General features: G+C 73.9%; 10 protein-coding genes. 7 read left to right on the top strand and 3 right to left on the bottom strand.

Annotation, left to right across the window (positions count from 1 at the left end):
* Positions 1–107 precede the first annotated feature (107 nt).
* Positions 108–989 carry a hypothetical protein gene (locus IDM40_RS20445; RefSeq protein ID WP_193123643.1) on the top strand — a complete coding sequence of 294 codons (882 nt, stop codon included), beginning with the start codon at positions 108–110 and terminating at the stop codon, positions 987–989.
* 81 nt (positions 990–1070) lie between these two features.
* Here the strand turns inward: IDM40_RS20445 and IDM40_RS20440 are convergent, their stop codons facing one another.
* Positions 1071–2468: a nucleobase:cation symporter-2 family protein gene (locus IDM40_RS20440; protein ID WP_193123642.1), complete on the bottom strand. Its 1398-nt coding sequence runs from the start codon at positions 2466–2468 to the stop codon at positions 1071–1073.
* Positions 2469–2728: 260 nt separating this feature from the next.
* Between IDM40_RS20440 and IDM40_RS20435 the strand changes: the two genes are divergently transcribed.
* The 3 genes from IDM40_RS20435 to IDM40_RS20425 all read left to right on the top strand — a co-directional run bounded on the left by IDM40_RS20435 (position 2729) and on the right by IDM40_RS20425 (position 5243).
* Entirely contained in the window at positions 2729–3226 is a 498-nt protein-coding gene (locus tag IDM40_RS20435; protein WP_193123641.1) for a hypothetical protein, read from the top strand.
* 24 nt (positions 3227–3250) lie between these two features.
* The gene (locus IDM40_RS20430) at positions 3251–3604 is read left to right on the top strand and encodes a hypothetical protein (protein WP_193123640.1); all 354 of its coding nucleotides are present in this window, start codon (positions 3251–3253) and stop codon (positions 3602–3604) included.
* Between the two features lie 82 nt (positions 3605–3686).
* Positions 3687–5243: a glutamate synthase-related protein gene (locus IDM40_RS20425; RefSeq protein ID WP_216631074.1), complete on the top strand. Its 1557-nt coding sequence runs from the start codon at positions 3687–3689 to the stop codon at positions 5241–5243.
* 103 nt (positions 5244–5346) lie between these two features.
* Here the strand turns inward: IDM40_RS20425 and IDM40_RS20420 are convergent, their stop codons facing one another.
* The gene (locus IDM40_RS20420) at positions 5347–7032 is read right to left on the bottom strand and encodes an ABC-F family ATP-binding cassette domain-containing protein (RefSeq protein ID WP_193123639.1); all 1686 of its coding nucleotides are present in this window, start codon (positions 7030–7032) and stop codon (positions 5347–5349) included.
* Between the two features lie 159 nt (positions 7033–7191).
* Positions 7192–7821 (bottom strand): restriction endonuclease, encoded by a 630-nt coding sequence (locus IDM40_RS20415; RefSeq protein WP_193123707.1) that lies wholly within the window; start codon positions 7819–7821, stop codon positions 7192–7194.
* Between the two features lie 278 nt (positions 7822–8099).
* Between IDM40_RS20415 and IDM40_RS20410 the strand changes: the two genes are divergently transcribed.
* Genes IDM40_RS20410 through IDM40_RS20400 form a run of 3 tightly spaced genes read left to right on the top strand, consistent with a single transcriptional unit; the run spans position 8100 to position 15297 of the window.
* The gene (locus IDM40_RS20410; protein WP_193123638.1) at positions 8100–9617 is read left to right on the top strand and encodes a TIGR02677 family protein; all 1518 of its coding nucleotides are present in this window, start codon (positions 8100–8102) and stop codon (positions 9615–9617) included.
* Complete coding sequence (locus tag IDM40_RS20405) at positions 9617–11104, top strand: DUF2398 family protein (protein WP_193123637.1); 1488 nt, start codon at positions 9617–9619, stop codon at positions 11102–11104. Before IDM40_RS20410 ends, IDM40_RS20405 begins: the two co-directional genes overlap by 1 nt.
* Positions 11101–15297, top strand: coding sequence for a TIGR02680 family protein (locus IDM40_RS20400; RefSeq protein WP_193123636.1), 4197 nt, complete (start codon positions 11101–11103; stop codon positions 15295–15297). The genes IDM40_RS20405 and IDM40_RS20400 overlap by 4 nt, the downstream gene beginning before the upstream one ends.
* Positions 15298–15385: the final 88 nt, after the last annotated feature.

The following is a 15385-nucleotide window of genomic DNA, read 5'->3' as shown; positions in this document are numbered from 1 at the left end:
GGCGCCCCACCGTGCACAAACAAGACTTGGGGCATCAAGGCTCTCCCTTGACGCATCCCGGCCCTATCGTGTGAATCCCGGACCAGCGGGACCCACGGGAGAGGCCGATGTTCTCCGCACGAGTGTCCACCGCAGCCGCAGTCCTGGCACTGCTGGCGGCGGCCGGGTGCGAGCTCCCCGACGCGGAGGAGATCCTGCCCGCACCGAACGGGGAGGAGACCGGCGAACGCACCGCGCCGGCCCCCGAAGGGGACGCCGCCACCGACGCCCACCGGGGCAGTGAGGGTGAGGAGCCGCCGCCCGGGGGCGCGGCCCAGCAGGACGCCTCGGACACGCTCGTCCGCGACTACGTGACCGCGCTGGCCGCCACGTCCGACCCCGACCGCATGCGCGAGGGCCTCGACCTGGCCGAGGAGGGCTCGGCCGCCCACGCCTACCTGCGCCACCACGCCGGTTTCGCCCAGGCCTGGGTGGACGCCGGGACCCCGCTGCCCGACGCCGAGGTGCACAGCGTCGACGGGGCGCACGAGGTCCGCCGCACCCGCGAACCCGGCACGCACCCCGTCTGCGCCGTGCACGAGCACTTCACCGAGAACGACGGCCGCCTGGCCGACCTGCGCGTGGACGGTACCGACCCGGGCCCGTACCTGTCGGAGGACGACGAGGCCACCGACGACTCCGAAGGTGTGCACGCCACGTTCCTGAGCGCCCACCGCACGGTCGAGGACGGGACCCTCGTGGTCACCGCCGACCTCACCACGGTCGACGACGTCAGCCTCGACCTCGACGGCGCCGTCTACGTGCCCGAGGGTTCGGAGACCGAGGAGCCCGCGGCCGTGTCCGTGGGCCGCTACGAACTCGACGCCGGGAGCGGGACCCACGCGGCCTTCATCTTCCCCGGCGCCGAGCCCGGCGGCGAACTGCGCCTGGGCGGGTGCCTGGCCGAGTGCTCGGCGATGGTCGACCTCGCCCTGCCCGTTCCCGACTGATGGGAACGGCGCGCCGACCGGACGGACACACGCCGCGGGCCGCCCCGGAAGAGGACGGCCCGCGGAGGAACGGGGAGCGGGTCACTCCCGGCGTCGGCCGTCCGGGGCCGAGCTCTCGCCCGGACCCGGGCCGCCCGTGTGGTCGGCCGAGGACCCCCACATGTTGAAGAACGCGTTGAGCAGCAGCGCGCTCACCGCCGCCGTGACGATGCCCGAGTGCAGGATCATCTCCGCCCACTCGGGGAAGGCGGTGAAGAAGTCCGGCGCGGCGATCGGCAGCACACCGAAGGCCATCGACACGGCCACGATCATGAGGTTGTGGTTGCCGTCGTAGTCGACCTCCGACAGGGTGCGGATCCCCGCCGCGGCCACCGACCCGAACAGCACCAGCCCGGCCCCGCCCAGCACCGGGGACGGGATCATCGCCACGATCTGGCCCAGGTACGGGAACAGGCCCATCGCGACCAGGATCCCGCCGCCCGTGGCGACGACGTGGCGGCTGCGCACCTTGTTGAGCGCGATGAGGCCGACGTTCTGGCTGAACGTGCTGCCGGGGAAGGAGTTGAGGAAGGGGCCCACCACGGCGGTGGCCGCGTCCGCCCGCAACCCGTCGGCCAGGCGGCGCCCGTCCACCTTCGTGCCCACGACCTGGCCCACCGCCAGGATGTCGGCCACCCCCTCGGCCAGGATCACGATCATGACCACACACATGGTCACGATCGCCGCGACCTGGAACTCGGGGGCGCCGAAGTAGAAGGGTTGCCCCACCGAGACGACCGGGCCCTGGCCCACCTCGGACGGGTCGACCTGCCCGAACGCGGCCGCGCCGAGGGTGCCCAGGACCAGGCCGATGAGGATCGCCATCCGGCTCCACACACCGGGCAGGACCTTGCTCAGGATCAGGATGATCAGCAGCGTGCCGCCGGCCATGGCCAGAGCGGGGGTGCTGGGCGCGCCCGATTCCGGGTCGTCCTGGATCCACCCCACCGCGACCGGCAGCAGAGTCACGCCGATCACGGTGATGACGGTGCCGGTGACCAGCGGGGGGAAGAAGCGGATCAGCGACGCCACGAACGGGACGGCGATCAGCCCGAACACCCCCGCCGCGATCGCCGCACCGAACACCGCGGGCAGGCCGCTGCTCTGCCCGATGCCCGTCATCGCGCTCACCGGCACGAACGAGGTGCCGATGACCAGGGGCAGCTGGGCGCCGAAACGCCACACGCCCAGGGTCTGCAACAGGGTCGCCAGGCCGCTGACCAGCAGCGCGGCGCTGATGAGCATGGCGGTCTCGCCGCCGTCGAGGCCGACCGCCTCGGCGATGATGATCGGCGGGGTGATCACACCCGCGTACATCGCCAGGATGTGCTGGAGCCCGTAGGTGAACATCCAGCGCGCAGGGGGACGTGCGTCCTCGGGGCGGGCGGCCGGGCCGTCCGGCGCGGGGCTCTCACCCCGGGCGCCCTTGGGGAACTTCATGGGGGACCTTCCGGTTCTGTGTGCCGTGGGGCCGTCGGTGTTCCTGCCCGTCGCGCCGCGGGCGGTCACCGACATGGTGCTGTCGAGCGCCGCGCACAGGCAACTACCGTCGTGTTACACACGCCGCCCCCGCGTGTTGCCGGGACATGACGTCCGTGGTGCGCGGTGTGGGCTCCGACACCGCGGGGAACCCCGTTCCGCGTGCGACACCCGTGTCCCGCCTTCCTCCCCGTGCGCGCCCCCGCAACCACAATGGCGGGGTGAGTGCACGAGAACGCCGGGCGGTGTGGGCCTTCTGGTCCGACACCCCGCCCTGGCTGCGCCGGTCCTCGGCCGCGTCGGTCGCGGCGGGCACCGTCCTGCTCGTCCTCGGCCTGTGGGGCGACGCCGCCGGGTTCTGGGAGGGGCTGGACTACCTGACCTCCATGGTCTCCGGCCTGACCGGACTCGCGTTCGGGATCCCCGCCGCCCTGCTCGTCTACAGCAGGCTCACCGAGGCCCGCGCCGAGGCCGACCTGCGCCGCCAGATGCTGCGGCGCGCCCGCGTGGCCGGCGCCGACTTCCACCGGGCCGTGTTCGCCGCCTTCGACACCGCAGACCGCGACACCGTCCTGGAGGCCCTGCACAGCACCCGTGCCCGCAACGCCGCCCTGGCCCGCGCGCTGCACGCGGCCCTGCACGCACCCGCCGACACCGACGAGCTGCACCGGCTCCTGGAGGAACGCAACGACGCCTGGCGCTGGGTCGGGCGCCGCTGATCCGGGACCCGCCGCGCCTCGCGCATGTACGTACGCGTCGTGCAGGTGGAGTGGCGCGAGGTCCTGGCCACCCGCGGGCGTGTGCACGAGGCCGGGCTGGACTGGCTCGACACCCACAGCGTCGTCAGCATGAACGACGCCGCAGAGAGCCTGGGGCGCGGTGCCTACACCATGTTCGAGCGCAACTGGGTCAAACGCTTCAACCAGCTCTCCGACCTCCCCGGACCCGACCACGACGACGGCACACGGCGCCAGATCCTCACCGAACTGCGCCTGGCCACCGGGGAGGTCAACGGGTTCCTGGAGGCCCTCTCCCGCCTGGTCCACGAGCTGCCCCACACCCTGGACCGCCCACCTCGCATCCCCTCCGACCTGTGACGACGACCCGAGAGCGGTGTGTGTCCGCCACCGCCGGGGAAGAAGGCCACCACCGACAGCCGGTGGGGAAGGGGACACGGTCATGGGCGCGGTCAGACTCGCCTCCTGGGACGAACTCGCCGAAGGGGAACCCAGGCACGCACTGGTGGCCGGGGTGGACCTGGTCGTGGTCCGCGCACCCGGTACCGAGGACGTCTCCGTCCTGTACGGCCGCTGCAGGCACCGCGGAGCCCTGCTCAGCGACGCCCACGTGCGCGGCACCCGTCTGGTCTGCGGGTTGCACGGTTCCACCTACGACCTGCGCACCGGCCGCAACACCAACCCCGCGCACCAGGGCGCCGACGTGCACAGGTTCACCTCCTGGGTCGCCGACGGCGCGGTCTGGGCCGACGCGGAGGAGATCGCCGCCTGGGCCGAACGCAACCCCCAGCCCTACCGCCGCGACACCTACCAGGGCACCTACGCCGACTTCCGCGGCACCCCCGACGAACCCCACAACGGCGAGATCCACCGCCTGGCCGCCGACGGCCTGAGCAAGGTCGGCCACCACGGCGCCGTCGCCGCCATGGGCGTGCCCCGCGACCAGGTCCCCACCTGGGACGACCTGCAGATCGTCACCGCCCAACTGGCCACGCCTCCGCTGCTGGACGACGAACCCGTGGGCACCGAGGTGGTCATCGGCCCCCGCGCCCGCCGGCCCCTGCACCTGGACATCCCCCTGCTGGTGTCCGACATGAGCTTCGGCGCCCTGTCGCAGGAGGCCAAGACCGCCCTGGCCACCGGTGCCCAACGCGCCGGCACGGGGATCTGCTCGGGCGAGGGCGGCATGCTCCCCGAGGAACAGGAGGCCAACGGACGGTACTTCTACGAACTCGCCTCGGCCCGTTTCGGGTTCTCCATGGACAAGGTCGCCCGGTGCCAGGCCTTCCACTTCAAGGGCGGGCAGGCCGCCAAGACCGGTACCGGCGGCCACCTGCCCGGGCACAAGGTCTCCGGACGCATCGCCCAGGTGCGCGGCCTGGCCGAGGGCGAAGCCGCCGTCTCCCCGGCACGCTTTCCCGACCTGACCACCACGGCCGACTTCCGCGAGGTCGCCGCGCAGGTGCGCGAGGCCACCGGCGGGATCCCCGTCGGCTTCAAGCTCTCCGCCCAGCACATCGAACGCGACCTGGACGCGGCCCTCGACATCGGGGTCGACTACGTCATCCTCGACGGCCGCGGCGGCGGGACCGGGGCCGCACTGCTGCTGTTCCGCGAGAACATCTCCGTGCCCACCATCCCCGCGCTTGCCCGCGCCCGCCGCCACCTGGACCGGCGCGAACGCCCCGACGTCACGCTCGTGGCCACCGGAGGCCTGCGCCTGCCCGCCGACTTCGCCAAGGCCCTGGCGCTGGGGGCCGACGCCGTCGCCGTGGCCAACTCGGCGATGCAGGCCATCGGCTGCCTGGGCATGCGCGCCTGCCACACCGACAACTGCCCCGTCGGGATCGCCACCCAGAACCCGCGCCTGCGCGCACGCCTGCCCGTGGACGAGGGCGCCGACCGCCTCGCCCGGTTCCTCGGCGCCTCGGTCGAACTCATGGCCGGTGCTGGCCCGCGCGTGCGGCCACGACCACCTCGCACGGTTCTCACCGGATGACCTGGTGGCCTGGAAACGCGACCTCGCCGACCTGTCCGGTGTCGCCTACGGCGGTGTGCGGGACCGGGGCTGAGCCGGCGCGGGTCACCGGTGCCGGCCCCCGTCAGCGCGGGCGCCGCACGCGCCCCTCGTCCCACACCGGTTCCGAGGTCTCCAGCACCCGGCCGTCGGAGGCGAAGACCAGGAAACGGTCGAACCCCCGGGCGAACCACCGGTCGTGCGTGACCGCCAGGACCGTGCCCTCGAACGGTTCCAACGCGGTCTCCAGCGCCTCGGCCGAGACCACGTCCAGGTTGTCGGTCGGCTCGTCCAGCAGCAGCATCGTCGAGCCCGCCAGCTCCAGCAACAGGATCTGGAACCGCGCCTGCTGCCCGCCCGACAGTGTGTCGAAGGTCTGCTCGGCCGAGGACGCCAGCTCGTAACGGTCCAGCGCACGCCCCGACTCGTCACGCGGCAGACCCTTCCGGGAGCCCTCACCCTCGTGCAGGATCTCCAACAGCGTGCGCCCGGCGAACTCCGGGTGCTCGTGGGTCTGCGCGAACCAACCCGGGGACACGCGCGCCCCCAAGCGTGCCTTCCCGGTGTGCCCGACCGGGGCGATGCGGGCCCGCTCCTCCTCCGACAGCAGTGACGCCTCCGGCAGGCTCCCGCCCCCGGCCAGCAGCCGCAGGAAGTGGGACTTGCCCGACCCGTTGGCGCCCAGCGCCGCGACACGCTCGCCGTAGCGCACCTCCAGGTCGAAGGGGCGCATGAGCCCGGTCAGCTCCAGGTCCTCGCACACCAGGGCCCGTTTGCCGGTGCGGCCCCCGCGCAGCCGCATGCGCAGGTTCTGCTCCCGCGGGCGCTGCTGGGGCGGACCGGCGTCCTCGAAACGGCGCAACCGGGTCAGCGCCGACTGGTACCGCGAGGCCATGTCCGAGTTGTAGGCGGCCTTCTGTTTGAACATGCGCACGAGGTCCTTGAGCTTGGCGTGCTCCTCGTCCCAACGCCGGCGCAGCTCGTCCAGGCGCTCGAACCGCTCCCGGCGCGCCGCGTGGTAGGTCTCGAAGGACCCGCCGTGCACCCACGCGCTGTTGCCCGCGGCGCCGAGTTCCACGGTGACGATGCGGTCCGGGACCCGGCTCAGGAGCTCGCGGTCGTGTGAGACGAACAGGACCGTCTTCGGGCTCGCGCGCAGGGCCTCCTCCAGCCACCGCTTGCCCGGGACGTCCAGATAGTTGTCCGGCTCGTCCAGCAGCAGGACCGGGGCGGGGCCGCGCAGGAGCGCCTCGATCACCAGGCGCTTCTGCTCACCGCCGGAGAGCGTGCGCACCTCGCGCCACCGGCACTGCGTGTAGGGCAGGCCGAGCGCCGCCATGCAGCACTGGTCCCACACGACCTCGGCGTCGTACCCGCCGGCGTCGTGGTAGGCGGTGATGGCCTCGGCGTACCGCATCTGGGTCTTCTCGTCCTCGGAGGCCATCATCGCCTCCTCGGCCCGCTCCAGACGGGCGTGCGCCCGGCGCACCGCGGTGGGGGAGACCGAGACCAGCAGGTCGTGCACGGTCGTGGCGTCGCGCACGTGCCCCACGAACTGGGGCATCACCCCGAGCTCGCCCTCCACGGTCACCGCGCCCGACTGCGGCGCGAACTCGCCGCGCAGCAGCCGCAGCAGGGTGCTCTTGCCCGCACCGTTCGCGCCGATCAGCGCCGTCTTGGACCCCTCGCCGACCCGGAAGGAGACCGCGTCCAGCAGCGGCCGCCCGTCCGGCAGGACGTGCCCCACCTGGTTGACGTCGATGTGGCCCACGCCCGTCCCCCCCCTGTGCCTCGTGCGCGTGCCTGCCAGGCACGCCGCAGCGCAGCCTCGCACGGCCCGCGAACCCGGGGCAACGCGTTTTTCCCCGGTCGCGGGTGCTCGCCGAACCCTCGTCCGGAGCCTGGTAGCGCCACCGGGTGGCCGGCCCTCTCACGCGGCGTCGGCGGCCCCGGTGCGCATCGGCGGCAGCTCGGGGGCGCGCTCTCCGCGCATCCACAGGGCCAGCTCCTCGCGGCCCACCAGGACCAGCGCCGCGTCGTGGCCCGCGTCGGCCTCGCGCACCGCCGCGTCGGTGAACCCCCGGGAGGCCACGAACACCCCCGTGAACCCCCGGTGGCTCCCCGAGAGCGTGCCCACGAACGCCCGCACCTCGTTCGGCGGCACCGGCCGCCGCCAGCGCTTGCACTGCACCACGACCGCACGTCCGTCCGGGGCACGGGCGCGCACGTCCGCGCCGCCGTCGGAGGCGCCGCCCACCACCTCCACCCGCCGGTACCCGTGGGTGCGCATCAGGGAGGCCACGAACGCCTCGAACTCGGTCCCGCCCATCAGGTCCACGCCCGACAGGTCGGTGCGTGCCACCAGCCGCTGCTCGCGCCAGGCGGCCCACCGGCGACGCAGCCACCACCCCAGCGCCGCGGCGCCCGCGAGGCCGGCGGTTCCGAGCGCGGCCCACAGCAGCGGCCGGTCGGCGTTCGTGCTGAGCCACGTGCCCAACGCCAACAGCCCCAGCACCACCCACGGCCACCCGTCCCGGTGACGGCGCACGAACGCCCACACACCCCGCCTGCGCCGCCGTCCCACCGCGGTCCTCCTCACGTCCACCGACCCGTCGGGAGCATACTCGGCGGCCCCGGAAGCCCTGCGGGGCGGGGGAAGCAGACACCTGTGCCCCACCCCACCGCCCCTGCCGCCCGACCCGGATCCGGCCACCCCGCGACGCTGTCAGAATGGGATGGTCGCCGGTCGGGCCGGTCAGGGGCGGGGGAGCGCCGCGGCCGCGACGCCTTCGACGAACGTGCAACCGTGCATCCGGACAGAGAACGGGGTATCGATCCGTGGCTGAGCGCAGGGCCCTGGACCTGGACGCGCTCGCGGTCAGCGACCGCTTCCGACTGTTCAACTTCACCCGTCGCGACGACCACGTGACCTACCTGTGGATCCTGCGGGCCATGGACCGCCTGCGCGAGGTGCACCAGGTCCAGGTCGGGGCCGGCGACGTCGCCGGGGCCCTGCGCGAACTCTCCGCCGCCCACCCCGAGGTGACCGTCCCCGACAGCGGCCTGCGCGACCGCCTCGACCAGCTCGCCGCCGACGGGCTCGTGCACCGCTTCGACGACGCCTCCCGCGCCGGGAACCTGGCCAGCTACCGCAACCGGCAGTCGGTCTACCAGTTCGGCGAGCTCGGCTACTGGGCCTACCAGGCGGTCGAGAACGTGCTCGGCGCCCGTGTCGAGGACGTCAACCTCTCCCGCCTGGTCTTCTCCGACGTGCTCGACGACCTGCGCGCCCTGGCCGAGGCCAACCGCACCGGTCAGGGTGAGGACGTCTACCGTCGCCTGTCCCGCCTGGACTCGGTGATGGAGGACATGGGCCGCCGCTCCGCCCAGTTCCACGTGACCCTCGGCGAGATCCTGCGCTCCACGGAGGCCTCCCCGGAGGTGTTCCTGCGCCACAAGAACGCCCTGCTCGTGCACATGTCCGATTTCATGGCCGAGCTCGAGCGTTACCTGCCGCGCCTGGACACCGCCGTGCACGAGGTCGAGGACACCGGCCTGTCCACCCTGCTCTCGCGCGCCGCCGAGGCCGACGAACGCCTGTTCATGGACCGCGCCGAACGCCTGGAGGACTGGCGCCGCCGCTGGCTGGCCGTGCGCGGATGGTTCGCCTCCGACGGCACCGCGCCGACCCGCGCCGCCGAACTGGGCGCCGCCACCCGCTCGGCCGTCTCCGGCGTCATCGCCCTGCTGCGCCAGATCACCGAGGCCCAGCGCAGCGGCGTGAACCGCTCCACGCAACTGCGCCACCTCGCCGAATGGGTGCACGGCGCCCCCGACGACGGCGCCGCCCACGCCCTCATGGGCGCCGCGTTCAACATGCGCTCCGCCCGCCACCTGGGAACCGCGCACGAGGACGGCGAACAGATCTCGCCCAACACCACCTGGTGGGACGCCCCCGGGGTCGAGGTGTCGGTGACGCTCTTCCGCAGCGACCGGGCGCCCAGCACCGGCGTGCCCAAGCCCGTGCGCCGCAACCCCGGCGCCAAGGCCGCGCTGCGCGAGCGCCAGGCCGAGGACCGCGCCGCCGAACGCCGGGCCGCCCGCGACCTGGTCTCCGACGGCGCCCACGCCCGCGTCCTGGACGAGACCGACACCCGCATCCTGCTGCGCCTGGTCACCAAGGCCCTGGAGTCCCGCAGTGTCGTGGCCGGCCGCCTGCGCTCGGCCGACGGCACCGACGGCGGGACCACCGTGCGGCTGGTCCCCAGCGAGGAGGGCAGCACCGTGCGCACCGTCCAGGGCAGCATCCACCTGCCGGGCTTCCGCCTCGAACTCCTCGCCGGAAAGGGGAAGTGATGGCCCGCCGCCGCGGCCCCGCACGCACCGTCGACCCCGCCGACCTGGGCACCTACCAACAGGCCGTGCGACGGGTGCTCACGTGCGACCTCATCACCGCCGACCGCCCCCGTCCCGGTGCACTCGAACACGTGCTCCGCTGGGCCGACCAGATGTCCGAGGACCTGCGCGCCCTCTTCGGCTACACGCTCATCGCCACCACCGACCACGTGCGCCTGGTCCGCGAACTCGACGAGCTCGACCCCACCCAGCGCCAGGTGTTCGCACGCAAGGGCCGACCCTTCGACCGGCGCCGCCTGGCCTACCTGTGCCTGCTGCTGGCCTCCTTCCAGCGCTCGCAGGTCGAGATCAGCCTCGGCGACCTGGTGCGCCGCTTCACCCCCTCGGCCAACGAGGTGGACGGGCTCGGCTACGACCCCACCGACTCCACACACAAGGCCGCCCTCGTCGACGCCGCGCACTGGCTCCTGGACCGCGGGGCCCTGCACCTGTCCGACGGGTCGCTGGAGGCCTGGGCACGCGGCCACGAGCACGCCGACGCGCTCTTCGACATCGACCACGAGATCTGCGAGATCCTCTTCCGGCCCGCCCGGCCCGTGCAGCACCTGGGCAGCGTCACCGGCCTGCTCAGCGACCCCGTCCCGCGGGAACTGGGCCGCGAACGCGCCGCACAGCGCGCCCGCCGCCTGCTGATCGAACACCCCGTCGTGCTCTACGCCGACCTCGACCCGGAGGTCGCCTCCGCCCTGCGCACCAAGGGCCCCGCCGAGGACGTGGCCCGCATGACCGGCACGGTGGTCGAGCGCCGCGCCGAAGGGGTGCTGCTCGCCGACCCCTCCGGCCTGTTCACCGACCGGCCCTTCCCCGGCCGCGGCGGCGCCGTCACCCGCACCGCCGGGCTCCTGCTGGCCCAGATCGCCGACCTGTTCGAGACCTCCTGGGCCGCACTCGACCACCGCGAACTGCCCGCCCGGGGCCACGAACACGGCGACCTCGTGCGCCAGGTCGACGCCGGGCTGCCCCGCCACGGCGTCGTCGGAGAGCTCGCCTGGACCGACCCCTCACCCGCCGGCGCCGGCCCCGACGCCGACCCCGACCGGGTCCCGGTCGTGGACCGGGCACGCCTGGAGGGCATGGTCGCCGACCTGTTCGCCGAGTTCGGGTCCGCGTCCTTCACCAACACCTGGCAGCAGGACCCCCACGGCCTCCTCGACGCCGCCCTGGCCCTGCTCGCCGACCTGCGGCTGGTGCGGCCCACCCCCGACGGGGTCGCGGTCATGCCCGCCGCACTGCGCTACCGCAACATCCAGGGCGCCCTGCCCGAACGCGCCGACACCGGCCAACTCCCGTTCGGCCCCCTCGCCGCCCCGGACACCGCCGAGGACGGGGAGCCCGCCGACGGCGCGGCCGAGCACACCTCCGAAGGCCAGCACCCGGGCGCCCCCGACGCAGCCGACCTGCACCAGACCGAAGGATCCACCCCATGAGCCGCAGGAGCGACCGCTTCCAGCCCAGCCGCGCAGGCGTCATCAACGTCTGGGACTACGTCGACGAGGAGTTCGCCTTCGCCGACGGCCGGCTCGTCCTGCGCGGGCACAACGGCTCCGGCAAGACCAAGGCGCTGGAGGTGCTGTTCCCCTTCATCCTTGACGGCTACACCGACGCCCGCAGGCTCGACCCGTTCAGCGGCCAGAACCGCACCATGAAGTCCAACCTGCTCTACCGGGGGGACGAGTCCGCCTACGGGTACGTGTGGATGGAGTTCGCCCGCCCCGCCGGGGAGGGCGGCACCCCGCCCGAGACCGTCACCCTCGTCATCGGTCTGCGCGCCCACAAACACCGCGACGGCGTCGTGCCCTCCTTCTTCGTCACCGACCGGCGCATGGGCGTGGACTTCGGACTGCTGGCCTCCGACGGCCGCCCCCTCACCGAACGCCAGCTCAAGGCCGCCCTCGGGGAACAGGCCCACCACAGCACCGCGACCGACTACCGACGCGCCGTCGACGCGCGCCTGTTCGGGCTCAAGGAGCGTTACGTCCAGCTCCTCGACCTGCTCCTGGCCCTGCGCCGGCCCCTGCTCGCCAAGGACCTCGACCCCGAGAAGGTCTCCGAGACCCTCACCAGCGGCCTGAGCCCCGTCGACGAGACCCTCCTGGACCAGGCCGCCCGCGACTTCGCCAACCTCGCCGCCGTCCAGCGCCGCTTCGACAGCGCCAACGCCGCACACGAGGCCGTCGGAACCTTCCTCGGCGAGTACTCCGCCTACCTGACCGCCAACGCGAAGCGCCGGCTGGGCCGTATCCGCACCGCCGTCGACCAGGCGGGCGAACACGCCCGCACCGTCACCGGGGCCGTCGCCGAGCACGACCGAGCCACCCTCGCCCGCGAGGAGGCCCGCACCGAACAGGAACGCCACGAGGCCCGCGCCGGCGAGCTCGCCGCCCAGGTCAAGGCCCTGGAGGCCGACGAGGCCCTGACCGACCACGCCGGCCTGCGCGAACGCAGCAACGCCGCCCAGGAGAACGGCCGCCGCCTGCACGCCCAGGCCGAACGCCTCGACGGGCGCGCCCAGGAGATCGCCGGGCTGCGCACCGAGGCCGACCGGGTCGCCGAACGCATCGAACGCGACCGCGCCACCGCCCAGCGCCTGTCCGGCGAACTCACCGACGCCGCCCGCCGGGCCGGGATCGAGCACGACGCCGAGGGGCCCGCCGACAGCGGCGACGACCTGCCCGACACCGCCCGCGCCCGCACCGCCGCACGCCGGGGCGACGTCGACGCCGTCCTCGAACAGCTCGACGCCCTCGACACGGCCGAGGCGGTCCGGTCCCGCGCCGACTCCGACGCCGCCCGCGCCCGCGCCGACCTGGAGGAGCACGAGAGCGCCGGGAGCGCCGCGGAGGAGGAGCTCACCGGGCTCCGGTCCTCCGCCGCCGAGGCAGTGCAGGCCTGGGCCGAGCGCTGGGACCTGGTCGAGGACACCGGGCGCGACGCCCTCCTGGCGGCCCTCGACCGCTGCGGTGATCCCGGTGCCCCCACCCTCGCCGAGGTCCTGGGCGAGCACACCCGCACCGCCCAGCTCCAGACCGCCGCCCGCCTGCACGGACTGGAGACGGAGGAGGACGAGGCCACCGCAGGCCTCGACCGCCTGACCGCCGAGCGCGCCGACATCGCCGCCGAACGCGACGACGCACCCCCGGCCGACCAGCTGCGCACCGCCCACCGCGAGGACCGCCCCGGCGCACCTCTGTGGCAGCTCGTGCGCTTCGCCGACGGTGTCGGGGAGGACCGCGCGGCCGCACTCGAGGGCGCCCTGCACGCCGCAGGGCTCCTCACCGCCTGGGTGCACCCGGACCCGGTACAGACCCGCACCGCCCTGGCCGACGGCGGCAGCGACGCCTACCTCCTGCCCGCCGCCGCACCGCACGAGGGCCCCACCCTCGCCGACGTCCTGGTGCCCGAGGACCAGGACCACGTGCCCGCCGCGGCCATCAACGCCCTGCTCGCCTCCGTGCCCCTGCACGAGGAAGGGGACGCCGCCGACGCCGGGGGAGTGGACATCCGCGCCCGCTTCGGCCTCGGCGTGCTCGTGGGCGCCCACCCCAAACCGGACGCCGAGTTCATCGGCGCGACCGCCCGCGCCCATCGCCGCCGAGAACGCCTCGCCGACTGCGACACCCGCCTGGCCGAGCTCACCGCCCACCGCGACCGGCTCCGCGAGAGCATCGACCGGGCCAGGGAACGCCAGAAGGACCACGAACGCGCCCGCGCCGACCTGCCCGACACCACACCCGTGGCCCGGGCCGTGCGCGGGGTCGAGCACCGCTCCACCCTCCTGGCCTCGGCCCGCTCCACCGCCGCCCGCCTCGCCCGCACCCTCGACGCCGCGGTCGCCGACGCCGACGCCCACCGCGCCCGCGTGCGTGCCGTGGCCGCCGAACGCGCCCTGCCCACCGACCGGCCCGGCGTCGAGGCGGCGGCAGCGGCCGTGGCCGAGTTCGAACGCACGGCGACGGCCCTGCACACGGCCCGCACCGACGCCGCCGAGTACGAACGCGACCTCGACCAGCGGCGCGAGACCGTCGACCGACTCACCGGGACCCTCGAGGGCGAACGCGAGGACCTGGCCGCCCAGCAGGCCGCCCACGAGGAGGAGACCGCCGAGATCGCCGCCCTCGAGGCCGCCATCGACGCCCCGGTCAAGGAGATCCTCGCCCGCCTCGAAGGCCTGCGCGCCGACCGCCGCGAGGCCGACACCGCCGCACGTGCCGCCCGCACACGCGCGGAGGAGGAGAACACCCGCGTCATCCAGGCCGACACCCGGCGCGAGGAGGGCCACAAGTACCTCAGCCACGCCCTGGAGGGCCTCTACGAACAGGTCGAGTCGCTCGGCGAGTTCACCCAGCCCGCCGTGCGCACCGTCCTGGGCGTGGAACCGGAGGCCGCCTGGTCGGACCGCCACACCTGGCCCTCACCCGAGGACGCCGCCCGGCGGGTGCTCAACGGCGAGGTCGGCACCGTCCTGGAGGCCCTGCCCGAGAACGTCGCCGCGCACGTCACCGCCTTCGAGGAGGCCCTCGCCCCGCTCACCGGGGGCGGCGACAAGGACGAGCGCGCCACCGCCACACGCATGTCCAACGCCCTGCGCACCTTCCAGGAGACCCTGGGCGGCGACGCCGAGGGGTACCGCGTCGACCACGAGGTCGGCCCGACCGGTGTGATCACCGTCTTCGTCAACGACGAGAACGGACGCAACCCCGTCTCCGCGTTCGCCCGCACCATCGCCGACCGCGTCGGGGAACAGGGGGCGCTCCTGCGCGAGGAGGAACACCACGTCCTGGAGGACGAGCTCCTCGGCGGTATCGCCCAGCAGATCCACGAACGGGTGCGCGCCGCCCGCGACCTCGTGCGCGCCATGGACGGTGACACCCGCGCCCGTCCGATGTCCTCGGGCACCCGCATCGGTATCCGGTGGGCGCGCTCGGACGGGCTCAACGACCGCGAACGCCTCGCCTCCCAGCTGGTCAAGCGCGACGGGGCCGGGCTGGGCGCCTCTGGGCTGGCCGAGCTGCGCGCCGTGCTGCGGGACATGATCCGCGACCACCACGCCGCCCACCCGCGCGCCAGCTACAAGCAGGTGCTCGGCGCGGTGCTGGACTACCGGCGCTGGTACCGCTTCGAGCTGCGCCTGGCCGTGCCCGGCCAGGAGGAGGTCAAGCTCACCAAGAACAAACACGAGCAGATGTCCGGCGGGGAGAAGTCCGCCGCGATCCACCTGCCGCTGTTCGCCGCCGCCAACGCGCTGTACTCCTCGGCCGCCCCCACCTGCCCGCGGGTGGTCGCCCTGGACGAGGCCTTCGCCGGCATCGACGACCGCTACAAGCCCGAACTCATGGGCCTGACGGTCACCTTCGACCTGGACATGTTCATGACCGGCCACGACCTGTGGGTGCACTACGAGAACGTGCCCATGGCCGCCCACTACGACATGCACCACGACAAGGGTTCGCACACGGTCTCGGCGATGCTCATGCTCTGGGACGGTACCCAGACCGTCGACGCCGACGCCGGGTTCGCCGGGAACGAGGAGCTGGCCGCCGAACTCCTGGGGCTGACCCCGAGCCGCTTCGTGCCCCAGTCCACCGAGGGCACCCTGCTCGCCGAGGCCGGGCAGGCCTGACCCGGCGGCGGAGAACCGGTCGGCGTGCCCCGGCTCAGAGTACGAGCCGGGGCACGAGGTGGACGAGGGAGAAGGCCTCGTAGAGCGC

This window comes from Nocardiopsis coralli, from assembly GCF_014892575.1.
Classification (GTDB): Bacteria; Actinomycetota; Actinomycetes; order Streptosporangiales; family Streptosporangiaceae; genus Nocardiopsis; species Nocardiopsis coralli.
Note: the sequence above shows the minus strand (reverse complement) of the source record. Positions and strands in the feature narration are given on the sequence as shown.